Here is a 24,341-nt window from a genome sequence, read left to right as displayed (position 1 = left end):
CCGGCGGTGGGGAACCCATGCGCCGTGCTGTTGCAGAGGAGAAGGGCCCGCGCCGGTGCGCGGGCCCGTCACGCGGGCGAACACACCGTCAACTGGGCCGACGGGCGGCTCCCCGTCTCCGAGGGCGGGGGGCTGCTGCGCAAGGCCTTCCCCGAGCACTGGTCGTTCCTGCTGGGCGAGATCGCCCTGTACAGCTTCGTGGTGCTGCTGCTGACGGGGGTCTGGCTGACGCTGTTCTTCAAACCCTCGATGACGGAGGTCGTCTACAACGGCTCGTACGAACCCCTGCTGGGGGTGCGCATGTCGGAGGCCTACCGCTCGACGGTGGACATCAGTTTCGACGTCCGCGGCGGACTGCTGATCCGGCAGGTGCACCACTGGGCGGCCCTGGTGTTCCTGTCGGCCATCGGGGTGCATCTGCTGCGGATTTTCTTCACCGGCGCGTTCCGCCGTCCGCGTGAGGTCAACTGGCTGATCGGGCTCACGCTCTTCGTGCTGGCCCTCGCCGAGGGCTTCGCCGGCTATTCGCTCCCGGACGACCTGCTGTCCGGGACGGGGCTGCGCATCGCGCAGGGGATCATGCTGTCCATCCCGGTGGTGGGGACGTACGTCAGCATGTTCGTGTTCGGCGGCGAGTATCCCGGCGAGGACATCGTCCCGCGGCTGTACTCGGTACACATCCTGCTGCTCCCCGCACTGCTGGTCGCGCTGGTCACGGTCCATCTGATCCTGGTGTTCTACCTGAAGCACACCCAGTGGGCGGGCCGCGGGCGCACCAACCGCAACGCGGTGGGCAAGCCGATGTTCCCGCAGTTCATGACGAACTCCACCGGTCTGTTCCTCATGGTCTTCGGTCTGCTGACCGTGCTGGCGGCGGTGGCCGAGATCAACCCGATCTGGACGTACGGCCCCTACCGGCCCGACATCGTCTCGACGGGCTCGCAGCCGGACTGGTACGTCGGGTTCCTGGAGGGTTCGCTGCGGCTGATGCCGCCGTTCGAGACGGCGGTGGCGGGACACACCGTCATGTGGAACGTGCTGGTGCCCGCGGTGCTGCTGCCGGGCGCCCTGTTCGCGGTGCTGTACGCCTACCCGTTCTTCGAGCGGTGGGTGACGGGCGACCAGGAGGAGCACCACCTGTGCGACCGCCCCCGCGACAAGCCGGTGCGCACCGGTCTCGGCGTCGCCGCGATCGTCTTCTACGGCGTGCTGCTGCTGGCCGGCGGCAACGACATCCTCGCCCACACCTTCGACGTCTCGCTGAACCTGCTCACCTGGATCTTCCGGGTCTCCCTGGTGCTGGCACCGCCGCTGGCCTTCGTCGTGACCAAGCGCGTCTGCCTGGCGCTGCAGGAGCACGACCGCGAGCGGCTGGCCGAGGGCGACGAGACGGGCGAGGTGCACCAGACCCTCGCGGGCGGCTACGCCGAAAGCCACGGGCCCCTCGACCCCGAGGAGCACTACGTGCTGCGGGCCCGCAGGCAGCCCGAGCCGCTGGCACCCTCCGCGAAGGAGGGCGACGCCCCGCACGTGGGCCGGCTGCGGGCGACGCTCAGCGAGTGGTACTACGGCGACCGGGTCGACGTCGAGGAGACGGAGCGGGGGCGGGAGTCGGCGCCGGAGGCGGCGGCCGCCGCGGATGCGGCGGGACGGGATTCCTACTCGGGCGAGCCGGAGCGCTGAACGCCCCGGCCGGCGTACTGGAAGACCAGCCCGCAGACGCCCATGGTGAGCAGGCCGAAGCCGATCAGGGCCAGCCACAGGCCGAAGACGATGCCGAGCGCCAGCACCACGGCGGCCAGCGCGATGGTGATCGGCCAGCCGCTGCGCGGCGGGAAGAAGTCGAGCGGACCCGCGGTGTCGACGGCCTCGCCCTCACCGCGGTCCTGGGCCCGCAGTCCGCGCTTGCGGTACTGCACGCGCAGGAAGAACGCGACGAGCGAGGCCATCAGGAAGGCGAGGACGAGGGCGGCGGTGCCGGCGGGCTCGCGCGACCACCAGCCGTAGAGCGCCGCCTCGGCGCCGAAGAAGACCGCCACACCGGTGAACAGTCGGGATTCGGTCCTCACTGCACATGCCTCTGGTCGTGTCGGGTGATGTCGGGGTGGTGCAGGTCGAACGCCGGGGACTCGGAGCGGATCCGGGGCAGCGACGTGAAGTTGTGGCGCGGCGGCGGGCTGCTGGTGGCCCATTCGAGGGAACGGCCGTAGCCCCAGGGGTCGTCCCTCTCGACCTTCTCGCCGTACTGGTGGGTGCGCCACACGTTGTAGAGGAACGGCAGGGTCGACAGCCCGAGCAAGAAGGCTCCGATGGAGCTGATGGTGTTCAGCGTGGTGAAGCCGTCCGCGGCGAGGTAGTCGGCGTAGCGGCGCGGCATGCCCTGCTCGCCGAGCCAGTGCTGGACGAGGAAGGTGGTCTGGAAGCCGATGAAGAGCGTCCAGAAGTGGATCTTCCCGATGCGTTCGTCGAGCAGCTTGCCGGTGAACTTCGGCCACCAGAAGTAGAAACCGGCGAACATCGCGAAGACGACCGTGCCGAACAGCACGTAGTGCAGGTGGGCGACGATGAAGTACGAGTCCGTCAGGTGGAAGTCGAGCGGCGGGGAGGCGATGAGGACGCCGCTCATGCCGCCGAGCAGGAACGTGACCAGGAAGCCGCACGCCCACAGCATGGGCGTCTCGAAGGAGAGCGAGCCGCGCATCATGGTGCCGATCCAGTTGAAGAACTTCACGCCGGTCGGCACCGCGATGAGGAACGACATGAGGGAGAAGAACGGCAGCAGCACGGCGCCGGTGGCGAACATGTGGTGGGCCCACACCACCGCGGAGAGAAAGGTGATGGCGATGGTGGCGCCGACCAGGCTGACGTAGCCGAAGATCGGCTTGCGGCTGAAGACCGGGATGATCTCGGTGACGATGCCGAAGAAGGGCAGCGCCACGATGTACACCTCGGGGTGGCCGAAGAACCAGAACAGGTGCTGCCACAGCAGCGCCCCGCCGTTCGCCGCGTCGAAGACGTGCGCGCCGAACTTACGGTCGGCCTCCAGCATCAGCAGCGCGGCGGTGAGCACGGGGAAGGCGGGCAGCACCAGGATCGAGGTGAACAGGATGTTCCAGGTGAAGATCGGCATCCGGAACATGGTCATGCCGGGGGCGCGCAGGCAGATGATGGTGGTGATGAAGTTGACGGCGCTGAGGGTGGTCGACACGCCGCTCACCACCAGACCCATGGTCCACAGGTCGCCGCCCGGTCCCGGGCTGAAGGTGGCGCTGTTCAGCGGCGCGTAGGCGAACCAGCCGAACGAGGCCGCTCCGCCGGGCGTCAGGAAGCCCGCCACCACCATCAGACCGCCGAACAGGTACATCCAGTACGACAGCGCGTTCAGCCGGGGGAACGCCAGGTCGGGGGCGCCGATCTGCAAGGGCATGATGACGTTGGTGAACCCGGCGAACAGCGGGGTCGCGAACAGCAGCATCATGATGGTGCCGTGCACGGTGAACAGCTGGTTGTACTGCTCGTTGCTGAACAACTGCAGCCCGGGCCGGGCGAGTTCACTGCGCATCAGCATGGCCAGGACGCCGCCGAAGAGGAAGAAGCCGAACGACGTCGCCAGGTAGAGATGGCCGATCACCTTGTGATCGGTCGTCGTGGCCCAGCGCACCAGCGCCCGGCCCAGCGTGCGGTTCGTCCGCTGCCGAGCCGGTGTCCGGCGCGGCGTCCCGGTCCTTCTGTCCACCGCCATGCGGCGGAGGGTACCCAGGCGCCGCGGGCTCAGACGCACGACCACGCCGAGGCCGCAGCCGGGGTCCGGCGGATGGGCCAGCCGGTGCGGGCGGGTGCGGACCGGACGGCGCCGGGTCCGCACCCGCCTGCGGAAACGGGGTCTACGAGGCGTCGAGCACGGTGCCGGTCAGCACCGGGCCCTGCGGCTCGCCCGCGTCGTCGGTGTTCCTGAGCCCGATGTACTCGGTCGGCTCGGACACCTCGTCGGTGACGGTGGGCACCGTCACCTCGGCCTCCGTCTCACCGGCCGGGACCGAGACCCAGAGCGCGAAGTAGTCCAGCCGGGACAGCGGGACCTCCCGGTCGGGGATCTCCCCGGTCGTCTCCAGGAGCCAGTCCCGGTCGACGTCCTTGGTGGACAGCTCGGGACGGGTGTCGTCGGGGACCGCCACCAGCACCGTGCCCAGGTCCGTGTCGGCGGGTTCCGACAGGGAGACCCGCCAGCGCAGCGGCAGTCCCTCGGTGACCTTGTCCGCGACGGGCGTCAGCTCGATCTCCGGCATCGGATCGTCGTCCCGGACCGTCACGCCGCCGGCGTAGGAGCCGACGACCGAGCCGTGCACCGCCTTGACCAGCAGGTCGTGGCTCAGGTCGGCGCCGTAGCGCCGGTTGCCCGTCACCTTCACGGTCACGTCGGCGAAGGGCCTGCCGGAGCGTACGGTGACCAGGCGCTCCTCGACCGGCGAGCCGAACCCTTCCATGACGTACATCCGGACCGTGCCTGCGCCCTTGCCGGAGACCCGCACCGGGACGTGGTAGGTGCGCACGCCCGAGTCGCCCTCCTCGACCGTCGTCCGGCCGACGTCCACGCGGGCCAGCGGGGCCGGCCGCACCCGGGGGGTGCCCGGCTGCCAGGCGTAGGCGTCCATCAGCCAGGCCTTGCCCGTCCGGGAACGGGGCGTCAGTTCCAGCGTGGTGACGCGTCGCAGGTCGACTCCGGCGCGGGTGGCGGCGGTGAGCGGGACGCGCAGTTCCTGCGCCCAGTACGACGCGGTGCGTTCGCTGCCCGGCAGGCCGTCGGCGCGGACGGCGCCGAGGGTGGCGCGTCGGCCGGCGGCGTCGGCGACGGTCACGTCGAGCCGGGTGCCGGTGCTGCCCGGCGGCACGATGACGCGCAGGGCGAGGCTCTCGGCTCCCTTGAGGGAGACGGGTGCGCCGGGGCGGATCCGGGCCGGGGTGCCGGGTGCGGACCAGTCCAGGGCGATCGCGCCGCGGCCGGTCTCGCGCTCCGGCCACCAGTACGCGAAGTGCGGGGAGGAGCCGTGCGCGTCCTCGCCGAGGCAGACGGCCTCCGGGTCGGGGTCGACCGCGGAGCACAGCCGGCCGCCGCCGGTCACCCGCACGCCGTCGTCGTCGGGCAGGAACCCGGCGCCCCGGCCGGCCCCGACCGCGTGGGTCAGTACCCGGGCCGGGTCGGCCGAGGGGGCGCGGCGGCCGGTGCCGTCGATCAGCTCGCGCACCCGGTCGTCACCGGCGACGAACAGCCGGGCCGCGGCGGCGACGTAGGTCGCGCCGGCCCGGTGCTGCTGCCCGGCGGTGAGCCGGGTGGGGCTGTCCGTGGAGCAGACCGGGTCGGGGGCCTCGGGGTCCTCCCAGAAGTCGTCGGAGGCGGGTGCCTCGGCCTGGCCGGGAGTCCACTCGCTGTTGAAGTAGTTGTGGTTGGCGCCGGTGATGTGGACCGCGCTGTGCAGCGCCCGGCCCCGGCTCACGCCGCGGGTGCCGTCGACGTAGAGCTGTCCCTGGAGGTCGGAGACGTCGCCGTCGCAGCCCGGCAGGATCGTCAGGGACGGCACGTCGGGCACCGGGTTCTGGCCGAAGGCGGTGGGGCCGACGAGTACGGTGCCGCGGATGGTCCAGCGGGCCCGCGCCGGCGCGCCGTCCTGGTCAGCGGGTGGCGGGTAGAGGCTGTCCATGGCCGCCCGGTCGACGCCTTCGCCGCCGCGGGAGTGTCCGACGAGCAGGACGCGGTTCAGGTCGGCCTTCGGACCGCGGCGCACGGCGTCCGGGGCGGCGGAGGTCTTGGCGGCCCAGTCGGCCCAGCGGGCCAGGTGCGAGCGCACCAGTGACGAGCGTGCCTGGGCACCGCCGTCCTCCAGGTCGCCGTCCTGGCCGTTGACGCCGTTGGCGGAGATCGAGACGGTCACATAGCCTTGGGAGGCCAGCAGTTCCTGGTCCTGGAGGTAGCCGCGGTGGCTGGGGATGGGTTTGGCGCCGTCGGCGCAGGGCCAGTCGATCGTGACGGCGTCCTCGCCCTGGCCGGGGACGTAGCAGGTGGCGTGCCGGCCGTGCAGGAAGAGCGCGAGGGGGCGCTTGCCGGCCGCTCCCTTCGGCGCGACGACCACGCCGCGCATCTCGACCGGCGCGGACAGGCCGGGCAGCCGGACCGGATCGAGCGAGTACTCGCCGGTGGTCGTGGCGTACCGGCCGGGCCGGCCCGGGTCGACGGTGCCGGCGGGGAGTCGGGGCGGGAGTTCGGCCGGGGGTGCTTCGGCGGAGCGGCGCTGTCGGGCGGCGGCTCCCGGCTCCTGGTCCAGTCGGCGTCCGGCGGCGCGGACCTGGAGGTCGGTCAGCCCGTGCGGTGCGCCCGGCCGGGTCTCGTCCAGGGGTAACCGGAAGGTCCGGCCGTCGCGGTCCGGTTCGGGTACGCCGAGCAGGCGGCCGCCGGAGTGGAACTCGACCCGTGCGTCGCCGGGCGGGACGAGCCGAGGGGAGCGCCACTGAAGCGATCTCGTCTCGCCGGTGCCGGTGATCCGCCAGCCGGGCGGCAGGCCGGCGGTGCCGTTCGGTGCCGCCTCCGGCGCCCGCACGGTGGTGGCGCCGCCGGGCGGTTCCGGTGCGGCCTGGGCCGCGGCGGGCGCGACGCCCACCAGGGTCAGGGCTGCCGTCGCGGCGGCCCACAGTGTTCGAGCACGTATCAAGAATCCGCTCCTCAGTACCTCGGTGGTGCTCGGTCCGGGGCAACGCCCGTGCGGGCGCCCCGGGTTGGAGGAGGGGAGGAAGATCCTTGGGGTTGCCTGTGAGCCGTCAGCCGTCAGCCGCCGGTTCCGCCGACGGTGGTGCCGCCGCTCGTGCCGGTCCCGGCGTTCTCCGCGCCCTCGGCGGTCCCGGGGGCCGAGGGGGTCCGTTGGGTCGCCGCGCCGATCGGGCAGTCCTCGCTGGAGCGCCCGGCCAGCCTGCCGCCGGGCTGTTCCACGGTCACCTGCGCGCTCCCCAGGGCCGGGTCCTGGCGCAACCGGGCCACGGCGACGGTGCAGGCCAGCTGGTCGACGGCGGTGTCGCTGAGGCTCCCGGCGGTGCGCGGCAGCTGGACGTTGACGCCGGTGCCGTCGGTGCGGATGGTGGGGGCCTCGGCGGCGGGCGGCAGTTCGGTGGTCAGCCCGCTCCTGCGCTCCCGCTCGTCGGGCCCCTTGAACAGCATGAGCACGGTGCTGCCCAGGTCGGTCGGACCCGGCACCGTGCGGTCCACCGCGACCAGGTCGCCGTCCTCGACGAAGTAGAGCGGGACGTCGACCAGGGGCACCGCCTCGGGCACGGATTCCGAGGGCGCGGACGTGACGCCCGGATCCAGCACGCCGGTCGCGGGTTCGCCCGCCTCGACCACTCCGGTCTCGGGGATGCCGCACGCGGAGAGCGGGAGCAGCGCCGCGAGCAGCAGCGGGACGGCGCGCGCCGACGGTTTCATGTGCGGTCCTCCTTCGCCGGCGGTGTCCGGTCCTCTTTCGCCGGCCGTGTCCGGTCCTCTTTCGCCGACGGCGTCCGGTCCTCCTTCGCCGGGGTCGGCGTCCGCTCCTCCGGGGCGTCGGGCGGCAGCGGCAGGACGACCGTGAAGACGGCGCCGCCCTCCGGGTGGTTGGCCGCCCGGACGGTGCCGCCGTGCAGGCGTACGTTCTCCGTGGTGATGGCCAGGCCGAGGCCGCTGCCCTCGCTCCGGGCGCGGGCGTCGGCCGACTTGTAGAAGCGGTCGAAGACATGAGGCAGGACGCTCTCGGGGATGCCGTCCCCGCCGTCGCGGACCGTGACGACGGCCCGTCTTCCGGCGCGGGGATCGTCCTCGGCGTGCAGGTCCAGGCGCACCGGGGGCGCGCCGTGCCGCAGGGCGTTGGCGACGAGGTTCGCCACGATCACGTCGAGCCGGCGCGGGTCGACGCGGCCGCGCAACTCCCCCGGTTCCGGCAGGCCGGTCTCCACGGTGTCCTGCCAGCCGCGGGAGGCGAGCGTGCGGCGCAGGGACTCGGCCAGGTCGATCTCGTCCAGGTGCAGGTCGACCGCGCCCGCGTCGAACCGGGAGATCTCCATCAGGTCGTCCACGAGCGCGGCCAGTTTCGTGGTCTCCGTGCTGATCAGTCGTACGGCCGTCGCGGTGTCCTCGTCGAGTCCGGCGGCGTCCTCGTCCAGCACGTCCGTGACCGCCGACATCGCCGCCAGCGGGGTGCGCAGTTCGTGGGAGACGTCCGCGGCGAAGCGGCGGGCGCCCGCCTCCATGCGCCGCAGTTCCGCCACCGAGCCCTCCAGGGCCGCGGCGGTCTCGTTGAAGGTGCGGGAGAGATCGGCGAGTTCGTCGGAGCCGTGCACCGCGAGCCGGGTGTCGAGGCGGCCCTCGGCGATGCTCCGGGTCGCCCGGCGCAGCGCCCGCACCGGACGCAGCACCCCGCGGGCAGCCAGGAGCGCGATCAGGACGGCCAGGGCGAGGGCCGGGACGGTGGCGCGTTCGATGGCGGTGACCAGCGCGTCGACGTACCCCTGCTCCTCCTGCTGCGGCACCGTGAGGTAGACCTCGAGGCCGGAGGCGCGCCGCTCGGTGCTGTACGCCCCGGCGAAGGTGACGGGCATGCCCACGACCAGCGACGAGCGGCCGTCGTGCGACACCCGCTGGAACACGGTGGCCCGGCGGGAGCGCACGGCCTCGCGCATCGCCGGGGACAGTTCCTCGAACGAGTCCCCGGCGGCGGACGTGGCGCTCGCCTCCCGGTAGGCGACCAGTACCCGCCAGGGCTGGGACTGCCCGCCCCTGGACACGTCGTCGGCGAAGGACTCCAGGTCGGCGGTGTCGGGCGGGAAGCGGTAGTTGGGCACCAGGGTGTTGACGCGGTGCCGGAACTCCTCGATCACCGTGTCCTGGCTCTGCTGCAGCACGCCGGTCCGTGCCTCGCGGAAGGTCAGCGCGCCGGTGGTCACCGTGGCCACCACCGCGACGAGGGTGAAGGTCACCACCAGCCGCAGGCGCAGCCCCATCAGCGCCCGCAGCACCCGGGGAACTCTCACCGGGGCCCGAACCGGTAGCCGAAGCCGCGCACGGTGTGGACGTAGCGCGGGCTGCCCGGCGGCTCGCCGATCTTGGAGCGCAGCCGCTTGACGCAGGCGTCCACGAGCCGCGCGTCCCCGTGGTAGTTGTGCTCCCACACGGCTTCCAGGAGCTGCTGGCGGCTGAACACCTGCCCGGCCGAGGCGGACAGGGTGAGCAGCAGCCGCAGTTCGGAGGGGCCGAGGGCGACGGGCCGCCCCTGGTGGGTGACGGTCAGCCCGGCCCGGTCGATGACCAGGTCGCCGTGGTGTTCGGTGCGCGGCGTGCCCTGGTCGTCCGCGGTGGTGCCCACGCGGCGCAGCACGGCGCGTATGCGTGCGTCCAGCACCCGGGCGCGGACGGGTTTGACGACGTAGTCGTCGGCTCCGGACTCCAGCCCGACGACGATGTCGGTGTCGTCGCCGCGGGCGGTGGCCATGATGATCGGCACCTGGTCGTGGGCGCGTATCCGGCGGCAGACCTCCAGGCCGGACATGCCCGGCAGCATCAGGTCCAGGACCACGGCGTCGGGCCGGAACGACCGCAGCTGCTCGAGCCCGTCCTCGCCGGTCGCGGCCGCGGCGACCTCGTGCCCCTGGCGGCGCAGGGCCAGTCGCACGCCGTCCCGGACGGCGCGGTCGTCTTCGATGATCAGGACCCGTGGCATGGACCTCAGTATGCGGGTGCTGCGGTGGCGGTCCACGGGCGGGTGACGGCTGTTACACAGCGGTCCAAAAGCCGTCCACGGACGATCACACGGTCCGGGCAGGCTTTGTGATCATGAACGAGCGCCGCCGACCGACTCCCCCGTCCTCCTCCGCCGCCGCGGGCCGCAGACGCCGCGGCGGCCGCTCCCGTCGCCGACGTGGCGGCCGGTCCCGCCTGCTGTGGCCGGGACTCGCGGCCGGGGCCGTCCTGGTGCTCGCCGGTGGTCTGGCCCTCAAGGGGGCGACGGAACCCTCCGGGGGCTCCACCGACACGGCCGGTGCGTCCTCGTCGGCCCCGGGCTCCGAATCGCCCCGGGCCGACGGGACGCGGGAAGCGTCGCCGGACGGGTCGGCGGCCGCGTCCGCGAAGGAGACGGAGAAGGAGAAGCAGGAGAAGCAGGAGAAGGAGGAGCAGGAGACGGGCGGGAAGGGCTCGGACGGGAAGGGGCAGGAGGAGAAGCCGGACCCCGACTCGATACCGTCGTCCGGTCCCGGGACGTTCGCCACCGCGAGCGGCGGCGGCGACCTGGTCGGCGGGCGCGGCCGGACACTGACGTACGTGGTGCAGGTCGAGGACGGCATCGGCATCCCGGCGCGGGACGTCGCGGCCGAGGTGGAGCGCATCCTGGCCGACGAGCGGGGCTGGACGGCCGACGGGAAGGTCGGGTTCCGGCGGGTGTCCGGGGGCGCGTCCGACTTCCGGGTACGGCTCGCCACGGCGGGGACGGTGGACGACATCTGCGGTCAGTACGGCCTGGACACCGGCGGCGAGGTCAACTGCAACGTCGGCCAGGACGTCATGGTCAACCTCAAGCGGTGGCTGCTGGCCACCCAGTACTACGCGGACGACGTGACGTCGTACCGGGCGCTGATCATCAACCACGAGGTGGGGCACTTCCTCGGCCACGGGCATGAGGGCTGCCCCGGTGCGGGGCGCCCGGCGCCGGTGATGATGCAGCAGATCAAGGGCCTGCACGGCTGCCGCACCAACGTCTGGCCCTACGACGCCGAGGGTCGTGCCATCACGGGCCCGGCGGTCGGCTGACGGTGTCGCGCCCGGGCTTTGCGCAGTCCGGGTTCCGGCAGGTGCCGGGGTGCCAGACCGGGACGTAGATCCCCAGCGTCTTGTGCCGGTGCAGCTCGGCGGGGACCCGGTGCCCGCAGGACGGGCAGATCTGCGCGTACTGCGCGTCGACCTGTCGTGGCGTTCTCGTCTTCTGCGTGTGACTGCTCATGATGCCCACACCCACGCTCGTGAGACCATTTGAACGGCTCTTTGCCTTTACTTTACCTTACGTTGAGAGGCCTCGGGAAGCGCATCCGCTTCCCCGTCCTCCCCGTCCTCGCGGTCGGCGGGGCGGCGCAGGCTCAGTGTCACCGAGACCGCCAGGACCACGACGATGACCGCCAGACTCACCGGGGACGGGATCTCCGGCACGGCGGGGCTGACCATCTTGTGCGTCGCCTGGAGGATGAGCTTGACGCCGATGAAGCCGAGGATGACCGCCAGCCCGGTACTCAGGTAGTGGAAGCGCTCCAGCAGCCCCGACAGCATGAAGTACAGGGCGCGCAGGCCCAGGATGGCGAAGGCGTTGCTGGTGTAGACGATGAAGGTGTCGTCGCTGACGGCGAGCACGGCCGGCACGCTGTCCACGGCGAAGATCAGGTCCGCCGCCTCGATCGCCGCGACGACCGCGAGCAGCGGCGTCGCCACGTGCTTGCCCGCTTCCTTCACGAAGAACTTCTGGCCCGCATAGGTGTCCCGCACGGGGACGAACTTGCGCAGCAGCCGCACGGCGAAGCTCCTGCCGGGGTCGAAGCTCTCCTCCTCACCCTTGAGGATCTTGTAGACGCTGTAGAAGAGGATGGCCGCGAAGGCGAACAGCACGGCGGTGAAGCGGTTGACCACGGCCACGCCGGCCGCGAGGAAGACACCGCGGAACACCAGCGCGCCGATGACGCCGAAGAACAGCACGCGGTGCTGATAGGCGCGGGGCACCTGGAAGTAGGCGAAGATCAGCGCGAAGACGAAGAGGTTGTCGACCGAGAGGCTCTTCTCCAGCAGCCACGCGGTGGTGTACTCGGTGCCCGCCGTACCGCCGAGGACGAGGAAGACGACCGCGCCGAAGACCAGGGCCAGACCCACCCACAGACCGCTCCACGCGGCGGCTTCCCTGAACCCGATGACGTGGGCGCTGCGGTGGGCCAGCAGGTCCACGGCGAGCGAGACGACGACGGTGGCCGCGAAGACCACCCAGAGCCAGAAGAGCACATCGAACATGGGGGCCTCGCAGTGAGCTGGGGGTTCTCAGCGGTCCTCGACCACGGGTGCCGACCGCAGCGTCTCGGTGGGCACGCCGTTGGCCCTGGCCGCGTCGGCCAGGGCCTGGGCTGCGGCCTCGGCGGCCTGCGCCGTGTCGCTGGCCGCCTGGGCGGCTCCGTCGTCCGAGGGGCTCTCCCTGGTGGCCGGCGACTGCGGCAGCGCCTCGGTGAAGGCGCGGGACACTCCCTGGAGCGCGGAGGTGACCTCGCTGGGGATGACCCAGAACGTGCTGCCCGAGCCCTGCGCCAGCTGGGGCAGCACCTGGAGGTACTGGTAGGCGAGGAGCTTGGGGTCGGGGTCGTTGCGGTGCACGGCCTGGAAGACCTCGTCGATGGCCCGGGACTGGCCCTCCGCCTTGAGGATCTCGGCGGTGCGGTTGCCCTCGGCGCGCAGAACGGCGGCCTGCTTGTCACCCTCGGCGGTGAGGATCTGCGACTGGCGCTGGCCCTCCGCGCCGAGGATCGCGGCCCGCTTGTCCCGCTCGGCCCGCATCTGCTTCTGCATGGCGTCCTTGATGGACTGCGGCGGGTCGATCGCCTTGATCTCCACCCGGTTCACCCGCAGCCCCCACTTTCCGGTGGCCTCGTCCAGCACCCCGCGCAGCTGGCTGTTGATGGTGTCGCGCGAGGTGAGGGTCTTCTCCAGGTCCATGGATCCCACCACGTTGCGCAGGGTGGTGACGGTGAGCTGCTCGACCGCCTGGAGGAAGTTCGCGATCTCGTAGAAGGCGGCGCGTGGGTCCGTGACCTGGAAGTACAGCACGGTGTCGATCTCGACGACCAGGTTGTCCTCGGTGATGACCGGTTGCGGCTTGAAGGAAACGACCTGCTCGCGCAGGTCGATCACCGGATAGACCCGGTCGATGTACGGGATGACCACGCTGAGTCCGGGTTTCAGCGTGCGGTGGTAACGGCCGAGCCGTTCGACGTTTCGGGCGCGGGCCTGCGGCACGATGCGCACCGCCCGCACCACGGTGAAAACGGCGAGAAGCGCGACGATCACACCGGCGATGAGGAACGCCGAGGCTTCCATGGTCACTCCCGGGGATAAACGAATGCGGTGGTGCCGCTGATCTCCAGGACGTCGACCGTCGCGCCCCGGGGAATCACCAGCGTCTCGTCGTAGGAACGGGCCGTCCATTCCTCGCCGCCGATACGGACCCTGCCGTCCCTTCCGGTCACCTCGGAGAGGACGTACGCGGCCTGGCCGACCAGGGCGTCCACCCCGAAGCGCTGGGTCTGGGGCTGGACGAGGTGGCGCAGCGCGACGGGGCGGAGGAAGAAAAGGGTGATCGCCGAGACGACCGTGAACACGAGGAATTGAAAAGGCACGGAAAGGCCGGCTGCCGCGGATCCGGCCGTGATGAGTGCGGCCGCGCCCAGCATTCCGAGCGCGGCGGTGAGAGTGAAGATCTCCGCCACGATCAGGACTGCCGAAACGATCAGCCAGATCAGCCACGGATCCATCACGGCCCCCTTCCCGCTTTGGAATTATTTTACCGGCTTTCCGGAAAAGCGGACCCGTTCGTCGCCGGCGGGAGCTGGGGCGCCGAGGGGCCGGCGCGCACCGCGGTCGGTGCACTCCGGCCCCTCGCGGTCATGCGGCCGCGCAGGCTCCGAGGTCTTCCCAGACGCCCCATTCACCGGTGGTGCCGGGCTCCTCGCCGGTCACCCACCACTTGGCGCGCCAGGTGTGGCCGCCGTGCGAGACGGTGTCGCCGCCGCTGTAGACGCTCCCGGCGCTCCAGGCCGCGGCGTCGCAGTCGCCGGGCTCGCCGTCCCCGCCCCCGTCACCCCCGCCGGTGCCGCCGATGTTGACGTCGATGCAGGAGTAGAAGGCGTTTCCGGTGTCCGCGACGTTCCAGACGGCCAGGACCTTCTGACGGCCGGTGAAGCCGCCGAAGTTCACCTGGTGGCTCACGTCCGGGGCGGGCTGTGCGCCGTGGCCGTCGAATTCGGCGATCTTCTGGTTGCCGATGAAGTACTGCCAGTTGGCGGTGGCGTGCCGTGCCGTGTGGTGCCAGGTGAAGGTGTGCGTGGTGCCGACCGGCGTGACCCGCCAGCCCTTGCTGTCGTCGTCGAGTTCGGCGAACTGGCTGTTTCCGCCGCTGCAGCTGTTCAGGCCCTTCGGGCCCTCGACGCTCTGCGGCTCGTACTTGATCTGACCGCAGTCGACGATCCCCGCGGCGCACTGGTCCTGCCGGCTGCCGGGCGAGGTCACCCACCCGTGGGCGCCCGCGGTGCTCGCCGGAAGGCTGACGGCGAGCAGCGGAGCGACCAGCGCTCCGACCGCGATGGCCACCCGTCTCTTGGTGCGCATGTCGTGCCCCTTTCGGATACAGGTCTAGACCTGACGACTTCAGGTCTAGACCATAGCGGCGGAGCCGGTCCGGTCAAGGGCTTGCGCACCACCAACCGACAAGAGGCGGTGCCGATTTGGCGGGACGGCGCGCGTGCGCAACTCGTTGCGCTATTGGTCTAGACAAGGATCTCCGTGATGGTTAAAAGTCGAATGGGTTCTGCGTCTCCCCTGCCTCAGGACGGACGCCGTCGGACCCTGCCCCCGTGCTGCGCACCATCCCCACCGGCCGCCCGGTCCCCACCCCGCGGCCGCTGCGCAAGAGAGGAGCACCACCGTTGGAAGCGTTGGAAAAACGCAGGGAGCACGTGATCGCGCTCTTCCGCATCGTGCTGGGCCTGCTGTTCGCCTGCCACGGAGCCGCCACCCTGTTCGACGTCCTGGGCGGCCCGCACGGAGCGGCACCGGCCTTCGCCGCGTGGCCCGGCTGGTGGGCCGCCGTGGTGCAACTCGTCGGCGGCACCCTGGTCCTGTGCGGTCTCGCCACCCGCAGCGCCGCCGTCCTGTGCTCCGGCTCCATGGCGTACGCCTACTTCGTCGAGCACCAGCCCGACGGCCTGTTCCCGATCGAGAACGGCGGGGAGTCGGCGGCCATGTTCTGCTGGTCCTTCCTCCTGGTCGCCGCCGTCGGTCCGGGCCGCTGGAGCCTGGCCGCCCTCCTGCGCCCCCGGCGACGGGCCGGTGGCCGGCCGGCCACCGGGTCACTGCCCGCGGACACGCCGACGTCCGTCTGAGCCCGGGCGCCCTCGGCCGGAACCGGGTGGCGGTCGGCCCGCGCGGACCGCCGCACCGCCCGTCTACTCCTGTCCGCCGAACATGCCGATCAGGCCGTGCGGCGTGTCGTCGCCGAACATCAGCGCGTGCAGCCGGGACGACTCGGCGGCCTCCGCCGCACCCCGCGGGAACAGGTCCCGCTCGTACGCGGCGAGCGCGGCCTCCACGTCACCGGGGTGCGCGGCGAGGGCCTTGCCCAGCTCGGCGCCGTCGTGCATGGCCAGGTTGGCGCCTTCGCCGGACGGCGGCATGAGGTGGGCCGCGTCACCGAGCAGGGTGACCCCCGGCACCCGCTCCCAGCGGTGCTCGGCGGGGAGGGTGTGGAGCGGACGCAGCACCGGCGCGGTGTCGGCGTCGGTGATCATCGCCGTCAGCTCCGGCGCCCAGCCGGCGAACTCCCGCGCCACCCGCGCGACACCCTCCGCCCCGGCGAGTTCCGTCGCGTCGAACCACTCGCGCGGCTTGCGCAGGGCCACGTAGGCGTGCAGGGTCCCGCCGGTCTCCCGGTGCGCCTGGATCGCCTTCCCCGGTGCGAGGGCGAGCATCGCACCGTCGCCGACCGCCTTCGCGGTGGCCGGGTGCCGGACGTCGGCGTCGAGCAGAAAGGTCTCGACGAACGACATGCCGACGTACTCGGGTGCGGCGCCGGACAGCAGCGGTCGCACCCGGGACCAGGCGCCGTCCGCGCCGACCAGCAGGCTCGTCACGACGGAGGTGCCGTCCGCGAACGCCACCTCGTGGCGGCCGTCGCCGAGGGAGCGGGCGCCGCGGACCTTGTGGCCCCACCGAACGGTGCCGGCCGGGAGTGAGTCGAGGAGTATCCGCCGCAGTTCGCCGCGCATCACCTCGGGGCGGCCGCCCGTGCCGTCGTCGACTTCCTCGAACAGGGCCGTTCCGTCCGGGGCGAGGACCCGCGTCGCCTGCCGGCCCTCCAGGACCAGACCGCGGAACTCCTCGGACAGGCCCGCGACCCGCAGGGCCTGCTGGCCGTTGTGCTCGTGGATGTCGAGCATCCCGCCCTGGGCCCGGGCCGTCGGAGAGGCGTCGGCCTCGTAGACCGTGGCGGGGATTCCGTGGACGTGCAGGACGCGGGCGAGCGTGAGACCGCCGAGTCCGGCGCCGACGATCGTGACGTGCGTGTTCATGGCGCATACCTCCTGGTCGCGGCCCGCCCGGAGACGGAGGGCCGACAGCGGACACTGGACTGGAACGACGTTCCAGCTTCTCCAGGGTGGAACGGCGTTCCATCACCTGTCAAGCTGGAACGTCGTTCCAGAGGGTCTAGGATGAGGGGCATGGCAACCAGGTCGCGTCGCCCGGAACGGCGGCAGGAACCCCTCTCGCGGGAGCGCATCGTCGAAGCCGCCGTCGAACTCCTCGACACCGTGGGAGAGCGCGGCCTCACCTTCCGCGCGCTGGCCCAGCACCTCTCGACCGGCCCCGGAGCGATCTACTGGCACATCACGGGGAAGGACGAACTGCTCGGCGCCGCCACGGAGGCGGTCGTCGCCGCGGCCGTGGCCGTCGAACCCTCCGGCCGCACCGCCGACTCGCCCGAGGACACCGTCCGCGCCGTCGCGCTCGGCCTGTTCGACGCGACCGAAGCGCACCCCTGGCTCGCCATGCAGCTCGCGATGCAGTTGTCCCGGACCCCCTGGGCGACGGTGGCGCCGCGGATCTTCGAGAGCCTGGGCCGCCAGGTCCGGGCGATGGACGTGCCCGAGGCCCACTGGTTCACGGCGACCTCGGCGCTGATGCACTACATCCTCGGCGCCGCCGGCCAGAACGCCGCGAACTCCGCGAGCGCCGCGCGTGCCGGGCTGACGGGGGGCGACGTGGACCGGGACGCGTTCCTGGACACCGTGTCGGCGGCGTGGGAGGCGCTCGACCCGGAGGAGTACCCGTTCATCCGGGCCGTGGCGAACCAGGTGCGCGGCCACGACGACCGCGAGCAGTTCCTCGCCGGGATCACCCTCGTCCTGGCCGGCATCACGGCACATCACCGACCCGGACACTGACTGCGGGCACCGACTCCCGGCACTGCCGCCGCCCGTCGGGCCACCCCTCGGCGTGTGCGCCGTCTCACGCATCCCACGCCTGCCCAAGTTGCGTGGGTCACTGCGCAAATGCCCCTTTCGCCGCCATGCTCGTGCTGAGGGGCCGACGCGCAATGCCGCGCGAAGTCGCGGGTACCGCCGCCGACTTGGCCGCGACGCAGCCAAGTGAGCCACGCCACAGCGCGCGTGACGCCGCTTCCTCCTTCTCCCTCTCCCACCGCTCCCCTCCCCACCCCCGTTCCCTTCCTCACCTGCTTCTCGCTCACCGCAGAATCCGTAGAAAGGTGCCGATCGTGGCCGCTTACCTGTGCCCTCCCGCCGTGATACACGGCGAGCACTCCGTACAGACCAGCGAGATCGTGGCGGAGGTGCGCGACCGGCACCCGCACGCGGCGTGGGCGCCGCGGATCGACGGCATCGCGGCCAGTACGGGCATCGAGTCCCGCGGCTGGATGCTGCCCCTCCAGGCCGCCGTGGCGCCCGGCGACGGCGGCGCCCTGGGGGCCGCAGGCGTCGGGCCCGCCCGGGAGGCGCTGGTCCGCGAGGGGTTCGGCGAGCAGGAGGCGGACCGTGTGATCGCCGCCCTCGAAGCGGTGCCCGCGCCGCAGACCGTCCAGGAGCGCACCGCCCCGGCCTGGGAGGCCGTGCAGTCCTACGGGGAGCGCGCGGCGCGCGGCGCCCTGCAGATCGCCGGGCTGGACGTCGCGGACGTCGACTGCCTGATCACCAGCAACTCCACCACCCCGGCGCTGCCCGGACTGGACGTGGCCCTGGCCAACCGGCTGCCGCTGCGCGGCGACGCCATGCTGCTGCCGGCCGCCCAGTGGGCCTGCGTGGCCGGGACCCGCTCCCTGGCGCTGGCCGCCGACCTCGTGGCGGCGGACCCGGACCGGGTGGTGCTGGTCGTGATCTCCGAGGCGCTGAGCACGACCTACCAGCCCGCGGACGACACCCTGGAGTCCCTGATCGTCCGGCTGCTGTTCGCGGACACCGCGGTCGCCGCGGTGGTCACGGGCCGCCCGAGGCGCGAGTCGGTGCTCCGGCTGGACGCCGCCTGGCACCACACCCTGCCGGGCACACAGGACCTGCACCGCCTTCAGACGCGGGCGGACGGCACCCACTTCGTGATGGACCGGCGCGGGCCGCGGGCGGTGCAGGAGACCGTCACCGCGATGTGGGAGTGGCTCCGCGCCCGTTACGGGGACGACCCCACCGCCTGGCACCCCGACCTCCTGCTCGCGCACCCCGGCGGTACCCGGGTGCTGGAGTACATGGAGCAGACGATGCCCGACGAGTGGCCGTCGGGGCTCCTGGAGTACAGCCGGGACAGCTACACCAGCGGCAACCGCGGGGGCGCCGCCGTGTTCGACATCCTGCGGCGGGCGCACGACGCCGGACAGAAGGCGGGCAGCCGTGCCGTCCTCTACGCGGCCGCACCGGGCCTCACGGCCACCGCCCTGGAAGGTGAGTGGCTCTAGGAGTCGCTCGGTCACCGTCCGTGGTCCCGGCGCGGTCCGCTGGTGTGGGCGAAGCGTCCGCCGGTGTTATTGAATGGGGTGTGCGGTCGGGATCCTCGGGGGCTCTTCCGCACGGGTTCGAGTACGGCCCCGGCACTGTGCCGGGGTTGGCGAGCGAGCTGAGGGAGCCGCATGGACTCCACACCCTCCCCTTCGTCCTCGTCGCCGTTCAACCTGGTCAGCAGCGCTCTGGGGCGGTACATCCCGCGTGGCGGAGCGGCGGCGGCCGGTCCTGCCGAGTCGCGGGACGAGCCCGCCGGACATCAAGCGGAGCACGGTCATCCGGCAGCGGGCCGGCCGGAGCAGATCCTCGGCGCGGTGAATCTGGACCGGGAGCTGAGAGTCACCCACCGCAATCTGGAGGCCCCTGTCTTCGCGGGGCTGGACGCCGCGATCGGCAGCCCGTTCGTCGACCTGCTGCCCCAGGGTGACGTTCCGACGGTCACCCGGCGGCTGCGGCAGGTCCTCGAGACCGGCGAGGCGCACGTGGCGCGGGTCCAGCGCCTGCGCCGCCGCGACGGCTCGGAGCTGGTCGTCTCGATGAGCATCCTGCCCGCCGCCCCGCCCCAGGAGGGTCTGACCGTCTCCGTCATCGCCATGGCCAGGAGACTGCACCTGTACGCCGCCGAGACCGCGATCGGCACGTCGCTGGACATCGGCGAGACGGCGCAGTCGCTGGCGGAGTCCCTGCTGGCCTGGGGAGACGTGGCAGCCGTCGATCTCGACTTCGCCGTGTGGACGGGTGAGGGGGTCACCGAGCGGGCGCAGGGCCGCATCCGGCTGCGGCGGGCGGCGCTCGTCCCGGACCGGGCGTGGCCCGAGGGCTATGTGACCCTCGGCGAGGACCTGCCCAGCGACGCGAGCCGGCTGCTGGCACAGGCGATACGGCGCGCCGACGCCCCGCAGTCCATCGTCCTGCCCGACCGGGAGGCGATCGAGCGGGTGCTCGGCAGTCCGCGGCTGGTACGCGCCCTGGTGCCGGGGGACCGGTCGGCGGGTGTGGCGTGCGTACCGCTGGTGCTGGAGGGTGATCCGCCCGTCGTGCTGGGCGTGGCGGAGGTGTGGCGGCGGGCGGACCGGCCCTTCGCCGACAGCGAGCTGTTCGACCTCCAAGAACTGGTGGCCAGAACCTCCCACCACGTGGACCTGGCCCGCCAGCACCAGCGCGAGCACACGCAGGTGCTGGCCCTGCAACGCCGGCTGCTGCCGCGCTCCGGCGGCGGCACCGTCCAGACCGCCAGCGTCTACCAGCCCACCACCCCCGACAGCGCGGGCGTCGGAGGCGACTGGGTGAACAGCTTTCCGCTGCCGGACGGCCGTACCGCGCTGGTCGTCGGCGACGTCGTCGGGCACGGGCTGGGGGCGGCGGCGACCATGGGCCAGCTGAGCATGGAGGCCCGCGCGCTGCTGTCCGCCGGCCTGGCGCCCGACGAGGTGCTGGAGCACCTGGACGAGACGGTGACGCTGCTGGACGACGCGGAGTCCGGGCTGGCGGCCGGCTACAGCGCCCTCGGGTCGACCTGCTGCATCGCCGTCTACGACCCCGTCAGTCACCGGGTGACGCTGTCCAGCGCGGGCCACCTGCCCCCGATCCTGGTGGCGCCGGACGGACACGCCGCTCCGCTCCCGGTCCGCCCGCACCCCGGCCTGGGCGCCGAGTTCGCGCTGCGGGAGCCGTTCGGCGTGCACACCTTCCCCGCTCCTCCGGGTTCCCTGCTCGCCCTCTACACCGACGGGCTGGTCGAGGACCCGGCCGTGCCGATCGACGAGGGCATCGGCAGGCTGGCGGACGTGGTGTCCGCGGTGCACCCCTGGGACACGCTGCAGCAGGCCGCGCGGCGGGTGGTCTCCGAGGTGATGCCGGCGCGGCAGCGCGACGACGTGACCCTGCTGCTCGCGCGGATGATCGGCTACCGCAAGGGGGACACCGCGACCTGGCGGCTGCCCGCCCGCGACGACGCGGCCGCGCGGGCCCGCGCACTGGTCGCCGCGCTGCTGCGGCAGTGGCGCACCAGGGACGGCACCCGGGACAGCGTGCTGCTCCTGGTCAGCGAGCTGGTCACCAACGCGGTCCGGTTCGCCGGCGGCCCCATCACGGTACGGCTGATCCGGGCCGGTCCCGGCCTGCTGTGCGAGGTCGGCGACACCGGCAACGGCAGGCCGCGGCTGGGCCGGGGCGGGCTCCTCGACGACGGGGGTCGCGGTCTGCAGGTGGTGCACCGGCTCACCAGCCGGTGGGGCGTGCGGTGGACGGACACCGGCAAGGTGGTCTGGGCCGAGGTGCTGCGCTGACACGGCTGCGGGACCGTGCCTTCCCGACGCGCAGAGGGTGAGGTGAACGGAACCGGGGGCGCGAGGGCCGGCGTCCGTCCCGGCACCAGAAAGCCCATGCACCCCGAGGAGTCCGGCATGAACGGCACGGCCACCCGCTACCTCTACCTCGCGCGGCACGGCGAGGCCTCACCGGACGGGAGCGGGCTGACGGACGCCGGCCGGCGACAGGCCACGCTGCTCGGCCGGCGTCTTCGCGACGTTCCGCTGACCGCCGTCCATCACGGCCCCCTGCCGCGGGCGGCGGAGACCGCGCGTCTGATCACGGACGAACTGGAAGGTGTCAGCGCGCGCGTGTCGGAGATCGCCGGTGACTACGTGCCCCACATACCTCAGCGGGAGGAGCTTCCGGCCGAGTCGGCGGACTTCTACCTCGGCTTCCTCGCCGGTACCACGGACGAGGAACGCAGCCGCGGGCCCGAACTCGCCCGTCGGGCGCTGCGTCGTTTCACCGGGGCGGTGACGGACGGCACTCAGGACCGGCACGAACTGGTCGTCACCCACAACTTCCTCGTCGCCTGGCTCGTCCGCGACGCCCTGCACGCACCGGAGTGGCGGTGGCTCGGCCTCAACCACGGCAAGGCGGCGCTCACTGTCCTGCGCTACGCGCCCGGCCGCGCGGCCTCCGTCGTCCTCTGCAACGACATGCGGCACCTGCCCGCCGAGCTGCGCTGGACGGGTTTTCCCGAGAACTGCATGTGTGAGAACGCGCCTACGGGACTCAGTCCCGTCACCTCTGTACAGTGATAGGACAAAGTCCCGTCACTCGTTTGGAGCACGTCATGAGCCGAGCCGTCATGTACGACACGTTCGGAGGCCCGGAGGTACTGGAACTGCGCGAGGTGCCGGAGCCGCACGCGGAAGCAGGAGAGGTCCGCGTCCGCGTGTCCGCCGTCGGCCTCAACCCCATGGACTGGGTGCTGTCCTCGATGCCCGAGACGGCGCGGCAGTTCGGCATCACCCTGCCGTCCGGGTTCGCCACGGACTTCGCCGGCACCGTGGACGAGGTCGGCGAAGGTGTCACCGGCTTCGCCGTGGGCGACCGCGTCCACGGCGCCGCCACCGGCCGGGCCGCCGCCGACTTCGTGGTGGTCGATCCCGCCGGGCCGGCCGAGACCCTCCGCCGCACTCCGGCGGAGATCAGCGACGAGGTGGCCGCCACGCTCCCGATCGCGGGAATGACGGCCTCGGCGGCGTTGGCGGCGGCCGGCGTCAAGGCCGACGACACCGTGCTGATCGGAGGCGCCGCCGGCGGCGTGGGCGTGTTCGCCGTCCAGCTCGCCGCCCTCGCCGGCGCCCGCGTGATCGGCACCGCCTCCGAGGGCACCTTCGACTTCCTGCGGCAGTTCGGCGCCGACCCCGTCGCCTACGGGCCCGGCCTGGCGGACCGGGTGCGCGCGATGGCCCCCGAGGGGGTCAGCGCGGCCGCCGACCTGTTCGGCACGGAAGCCGCCGAGGCGGCGCTCGCGCTCGGCGTCCCGGCGGACCGGATCTCCACGATCGCGGCCCCCAACCCTCCCGCGGGGGTGCACGCGACCGGCGGTGCCAACGCCCATCCTGAGGACCTGCAGCGGATCACCGACGCCTTGGTCGCCGGGAAACTCACCGTGCCGATCGCCGCGACCTTCCCCGTCGAGGAGATCCAGGAGGCCGTGCGGCTGCAGGCAGGGCGCCGCGTCCACGGGAAGGTCGTGGTCAAGCTCTGACCCAGGACGACGGCCGGGGGCGGCCGCTGCCGCCCCCGACAGGAGCCGGCAGTGCTCGACTCCTTGCCCGTGCGGGCCGCACGGCGGGCCCGAGAACGGGCCCGCCCAGGTCGACCGAGCACGGCCGGGCGGCCAACGCAGGCCCGTCGATCGCCAAAGCCGTCCTCACGCTGCAGCGGCACCACACGGCGTCGACCGTCACGCGGCGCCGTTGAGGTAGTGGTGGCCGATGGTGCGGAGGCTGCGTGCGGTTGCGTGGTCGGCGGTCAGGACGCGCGCGTTGCGCCAGAAGCGGTCCAGGCCGGGGGCGTCGGCCAGCTCCAGGACTCCGGCGGTGATGTGCAGCATGGCGTGTGCGGTCACGGTCTCGGCGGTGGCGACGTGGAATGCCGTGGGCTCCTCGAGGTCCGCATGTGGACCGGGATGTAGTGCGCGCGCCATCGCGTTCGTCGCGCGGTCGACGAGGGCGACGGCCGTTTGGGCGTGGGAGGCGAGGTCTCCGTAGGCGAGAAGGAGGTCGGGGTCCGTGGCGGGGAGGCGGGTGGTCCGGCTGTTCCTGCTGAGGTCGCGGGCTTCTGCCAGGGCGCCCTCGATGACGCCGAGACCGACGTGGCACAGGGCGAGGCGCAGTGCGGGGTCGGCGAGGGCGGCGCGGGGTGTGGTCGATTCGACGTCGTGCGGTCGGTGGCCGATGACCTGCTGCGGGGCGACGGTGACGCGGTCGAGGACGATCGTGCCCGCGTCGGCGACGCGTTGCCCCAGGCGGTCGTGTGCGGGCTCGCCGGTGATGCCGGGAAGGCCACGCGGGACGCACACCACCAGGATGTCGCCCGTCGTGGTGGATACGGCGTCGACGACGAGCTGGTCGGCGACGGTTGTCGCTGTGTCCACCCAGCGGCGCCCGTTCAGCTCGTAGCCACCGGGGGCGGGGGTGAGCGTGAGGTCCGGTGCGCCGGGGTCGGTGGCCGCTCCGACGGGGCGGACGGCGCCGGTCCAGAGCCACTGGGCGTGAGCCGAGTCGGCTTCACCGGCGTCCGGTGTGCCGGAGGGCCCGTAGAAGTGGCTGCTCCAGGTGAGCACGTAGTGGCGTGCGAGCATTTCGCCGATCGAACCGTCTGCTGTCGCGATCTCGCGGATGGCGGCGCAGGCGGTGTGCCACTGCATCCCGCGGCCGGGCCCCGGTGGGGTCAGCGCTGCCAGCAGGCCGGCATCGCGCAGGCGGGCCGTCTCGTCGATGGCCGGCTTGCCTGCCTGGTCGCGGGCTATCGCATCGGTGGCGAGATCGTCCGCCACTTCCCGGGCGGTGCGCAGCAGGTCCGCGGCGCCGGGCGGAAGATCGGTCACAGGCGTGGTGGGCATGGGCGTCAGCGACAGACCGTCGCGCGGCCTGGGCGAGCGGCGGGCTCGGTCCGCGAGCCGGTGCGGTGCCGGCGGGGCAAGGTCGTCATCTGGGTACTCCGTGAGCTGACGTGGGTGTGTTCTGCGTGGTCGTCGCCGACGGCCG

21 protein-coding genes are annotated in these 24,341 nt (G+C 72.5%); 8 read left to right on the top strand and 13 right to left on the bottom strand.

Annotated elements, in window-relative coordinates; all coding sequences use genetic code 11:
- Window positions 1-24 precede the first annotated feature (24 nt).
- Entirely contained in the window at window positions 25-1,683 is a 1,659-nt protein-coding gene (gene qcrB / locus K7854_RS14275) for a cytochrome bc1 complex cytochrome b subunit (RefSeq protein WP_226026843.1), read from the top strand.
- On the opposite strand, the gene ctaF is transcribed toward qcrB, so the two are convergent.
- The 6 genes from ctaF to K7854_RS14245 form a co-directional block, all read right to left on the bottom strand.
- Window positions 1,659-2,069: an aa3-type cytochrome oxidase subunit IV gene (ctaF, locus tag K7854_RS14270; protein WP_226026842.1), complete on the bottom strand. Its 411-nt coding sequence runs from the start codon at window positions 2,067-2,069 to the stop codon at window positions 1,659-1,661. The genes qcrB and ctaF overlap by 25 nt on opposite strands.
- Window positions 2,066-3,742: an aa3-type cytochrome oxidase subunit I gene (ctaD, locus tag K7854_RS14265; protein WP_264087288.1), complete on the bottom strand. Its 1,677-nt coding sequence runs from the start codon at window positions 3,740-3,742 to the stop codon at window positions 2,066-2,068. Before ctaD ends, ctaF begins: the two co-directional genes overlap by 4 nt.
- 142 nt (window positions 3,743-3,884) lie before the next feature.
- Window positions 3,885-6,701, bottom strand: coding sequence for an alpha/beta hydrolase (locus K7854_RS14260; RefSeq protein ID WP_226026841.1), 2,817 nt, complete (start codon window positions 6,699-6,701; stop codon window positions 3,885-3,887).
- 113 nt (window positions 6,702-6,814) lie between these two features.
- Complete coding sequence (locus K7854_RS14255; RefSeq protein ID WP_226026840.1) at window positions 6,815-7,465, bottom strand: GerMN domain-containing protein; 651 nt, start codon at window positions 7,463-7,465, stop codon at window positions 6,815-6,817.
- A complete protein-coding gene (locus K7854_RS14250) occupies window positions 7,462-9,030 on the bottom strand; it encodes an ATP-binding protein (RefSeq protein ID WP_425579827.1) in 1,569 nt (522 codons plus the stop codon). The genes K7854_RS14255 and K7854_RS14250 overlap by 4 nt, the downstream gene beginning before the upstream one ends.
- An 11-nt stretch (window positions 9,031-9,041) precedes the next feature.
- Window positions 9,042-9,731, bottom strand: a complete 690-nt coding sequence (locus K7854_RS14245; protein WP_226026839.1) for a response regulator — start codon at window positions 9,729-9,731, stop codon at window positions 9,042-9,044.
- Between the two features lie 113 nt (window positions 9,732-9,844).
- On the opposite strand from K7854_RS14245, the gene K7854_RS14240 reads away from it, so the two are divergent.
- Entirely contained in the window at window positions 9,845-10,816 is a 972-nt protein-coding gene (locus tag K7854_RS14240) for a DUF3152 domain-containing protein (protein WP_226026838.1), read from the top strand.
- On the opposite strand, the gene K7854_RS14235 is transcribed toward K7854_RS14240, so the two are convergent.
- The 5 genes from K7854_RS14235 to K7854_RS14215 form a co-directional block, all read right to left on the bottom strand.
- Window positions 10,794-11,006: a hypothetical protein gene (locus K7854_RS14235; protein ID WP_226026897.1), complete on the bottom strand. Its 213-nt coding sequence runs from the start codon at window positions 11,004-11,006 to the stop codon at window positions 10,794-10,796. The genes K7854_RS14240 and K7854_RS14235 overlap by 23 nt on opposite strands.
- Before the next feature lie 47 nt (window positions 11,007-11,053).
- Window positions 11,054-12,052, bottom strand: coding sequence for a TerC family protein (locus K7854_RS14230; protein ID WP_226026837.1), 999 nt, complete (start codon window positions 12,050-12,052; stop codon window positions 11,054-11,056).
- 27 nt (window positions 12,053-12,079) lie between these two features.
- Window positions 12,080-13,126 (bottom strand): SPFH domain-containing protein, encoded by a 1,047-nt coding sequence (locus K7854_RS14225; protein WP_226026836.1) that lies wholly within the window; start codon window positions 13,124-13,126, stop codon window positions 12,080-12,082.
- A 2-nt stretch (window positions 13,127-13,128) separates the two neighbouring features.
- Window positions 13,129-13,560 carry an NfeD family protein gene (locus tag K7854_RS14220; protein WP_226026835.1) on the bottom strand — a complete coding sequence of 144 codons (432 nt, stop codon included), beginning with the start codon at window positions 13,558-13,560 and terminating at the stop codon, window positions 13,129-13,131.
- Between the two features lie 130 nt (window positions 13,561-13,690).
- Window positions 13,691-14,413 carry a lytic polysaccharide monooxygenase gene (locus K7854_RS14215; protein WP_226026834.1) on the bottom strand — a complete coding sequence of 241 codons (723 nt, stop codon included), beginning with the start codon at window positions 14,411-14,413 and terminating at the stop codon, window positions 13,691-13,693.
- Between the two features lie 317 nt (window positions 14,414-14,730).
- Here K7854_RS14215 and K7854_RS14210 point away from each other — a divergent pair, with 317 nt between their 5' ends.
- Window positions 14,731-15,186, top strand: a complete 456-nt coding sequence (locus tag K7854_RS14210; protein ID WP_226026833.1) for a DoxX family protein — start codon at window positions 14,731-14,733, stop codon at window positions 15,184-15,186.
- 63 nt (window positions 15,187-15,249) lie between these two features.
- On the opposite strand, the gene K7854_RS14205 is transcribed toward K7854_RS14210, so the two are convergent.
- Window positions 15,250-16,371, bottom strand: a complete 1,122-nt coding sequence (locus K7854_RS14205) for an FAD-dependent oxidoreductase (RefSeq protein WP_226026832.1) — start codon at window positions 16,369-16,371, stop codon at window positions 15,250-15,252.
- Window positions 16,372-16,521: 150 nt separating this feature from the next.
- Here K7854_RS14205 and K7854_RS14200 point away from each other — a divergent pair, with 150 nt between their 5' ends.
- The 5 genes from K7854_RS14200 to K7854_RS14180 all read left to right on the top strand — a co-directional run bounded on the left by K7854_RS14200 (window position 16,522) and on the right by K7854_RS14180 (window position 22,837).
- Window positions 16,522-17,244: a TetR/AcrR family transcriptional regulator gene (locus tag K7854_RS14200; RefSeq protein WP_226026831.1), complete on the top strand. Its 723-nt coding sequence runs from the start codon at window positions 16,522-16,524 to the stop codon at window positions 17,242-17,244.
- Between the two features lie 332 nt (window positions 17,245-17,576).
- Window positions 17,577-18,761: a beta-ketoacyl-[acyl-carrier-protein] synthase family protein gene (locus K7854_RS14195; protein WP_226026830.1), complete on the top strand. Its 1,185-nt coding sequence runs from the start codon at window positions 17,577-17,579 to the stop codon at window positions 18,759-18,761.
- Window positions 18,762-18,932: 171 nt separating this feature from the next.
- Window positions 18,933-21,092 (top strand): SpoIIE family protein phosphatase, encoded by a 2,160-nt coding sequence (locus K7854_RS14190; protein WP_226026829.1) that lies wholly within the window; start codon window positions 18,933-18,935, stop codon window positions 21,090-21,092.
- Window positions 21,093-21,209: 117 nt separating this feature from the next.
- The gene (locus K7854_RS14185; protein ID WP_226026828.1) at window positions 21,210-21,878 is read left to right on the top strand and encodes a histidine phosphatase family protein; all 669 of its coding nucleotides are present in this window, start codon (window positions 21,210-21,212) and stop codon (window positions 21,876-21,878) included.
- Between the two features lie 35 nt (window positions 21,879-21,913).
- Window positions 21,914-22,837, top strand: coding sequence for an NADP-dependent oxidoreductase (locus K7854_RS14180; RefSeq protein ID WP_226026827.1), 924 nt, complete (start codon window positions 21,914-21,916; stop codon window positions 22,835-22,837).
- 198 nt (window positions 22,838-23,035) lie between these two features.
- Here K7854_RS14180 and K7854_RS14175 read toward each other — a convergent pair whose 3' ends face one another.
- Window positions 23,036-24,196 (bottom strand): acyl-CoA dehydrogenase family protein, encoded by a 1,161-nt coding sequence (locus K7854_RS14175; protein WP_226026826.1) that lies wholly within the window; start codon window positions 24,194-24,196, stop codon window positions 23,036-23,038.
- Window positions 24,197-24,341: the final 145 nt, after the last annotated feature.

Origin of the sequence: Streptomyces hyderabadensis (assembly GCF_020404845.1) — a bacterium.
GTDB classification, from domain to species: Bacteria; Actinomycetota; Actinomycetes; order Streptomycetales; family Streptomycetaceae; genus Streptomyces; species Streptomyces hyderabadensis.
The sequence above is the reverse complement of the archived record's forward strand: the minus strand, read 5'-3'. Positions and strand labels throughout refer to the sequence as shown.

Coding starts and splice junctions, on each gene's coding strand:
- ctaD (WP_264087288.1), bottom strand. CDS start 3,742: ATGGCGGTGGACAGAAGGACCGGGACGCCGCGCCGGACACCGGCTCGG.
- K7854_RS14255 (WP_226026840.1), bottom strand. CDS start 7,465: ATGAAACCGTCGGCGCGCGCCGTCCCGCTGCTGCTCGCGGCGCTGCTC.
- K7854_RS14245 (WP_226026839.1), bottom strand. CDS start 9,731: ATGCCACGGGTCCTGATCATCGAAGACGACCGCGCCGTCCGGGACGGC.
- K7854_RS14240 (WP_226026838.1), top strand. CDS start 9,845: ATGAACGAGCGCCGCCGACCGACTCCCCCGTCCTCCTCCGCCGCCGCG.
- K7854_RS14235 (WP_226026897.1), bottom strand. CDS start 11,006: ATGAGCAGTCACACGCAGAAGACGAGAACGCCACGACAGGTCGACGCG.
- K7854_RS14230 (WP_226026837.1), bottom strand. CDS start 12,052: ATGTTCGATGTGCTCTTCTGGCTCTGGGTGGTCTTCGCGGCCACCGTC.
- K7854_RS14225 (WP_226026836.1), bottom strand. CDS start 13,126: ATGGAAGCCTCGGCGTTCCTCATCGCCGGTGTGATCGTCGCGCTTCTC.
- K7854_RS14220 (WP_226026835.1), bottom strand. CDS start 13,560: ATGGATCCGTGGCTGATCTGGCTGATCGTTTCGGCAGTCCTGATCGTG.
- K7854_RS14215 (WP_226026834.1), bottom strand. CDS start 14,413: ATGCGCACCAAGAGACGGGTGGCCATCGCGGTCGGAGCGCTGGTCGCT.
- K7854_RS14205 (WP_226026832.1), bottom strand. CDS start 16,371: ATGAACACGCACGTCACGATCGTCGGCGCCGGACTCGGCGGTCTCACG.
- K7854_RS14200 (WP_226026831.1), top strand. CDS start 16,522: ATGGCAACCAGGTCGCGTCGCCCGGAACGGCGGCAGGAACCCCTCTCG.
- K7854_RS14190 (WP_226026829.1), top strand. CDS start 18,933: ATGGACTCCACACCCTCCCCTTCGTCCTCGTCGCCGTTCAACCTGGTC.
- K7854_RS14185 (WP_226026828.1), top strand. CDS start 21,210: ATGAACGGCACGGCCACCCGCTACCTCTACCTCGCGCGGCACGGCGAG.
- K7854_RS14180 (WP_226026827.1), top strand. CDS start 21,914: ATGAGCCGAGCCGTCATGTACGACACGTTCGGAGGCCCGGAGGTACTG.
- K7854_RS14175 (WP_226026826.1), bottom strand. CDS start 24,196: ATGCCCACCACGCCTGTGACCGATCTTCCGCCCGGCGCCGCGGACCTG.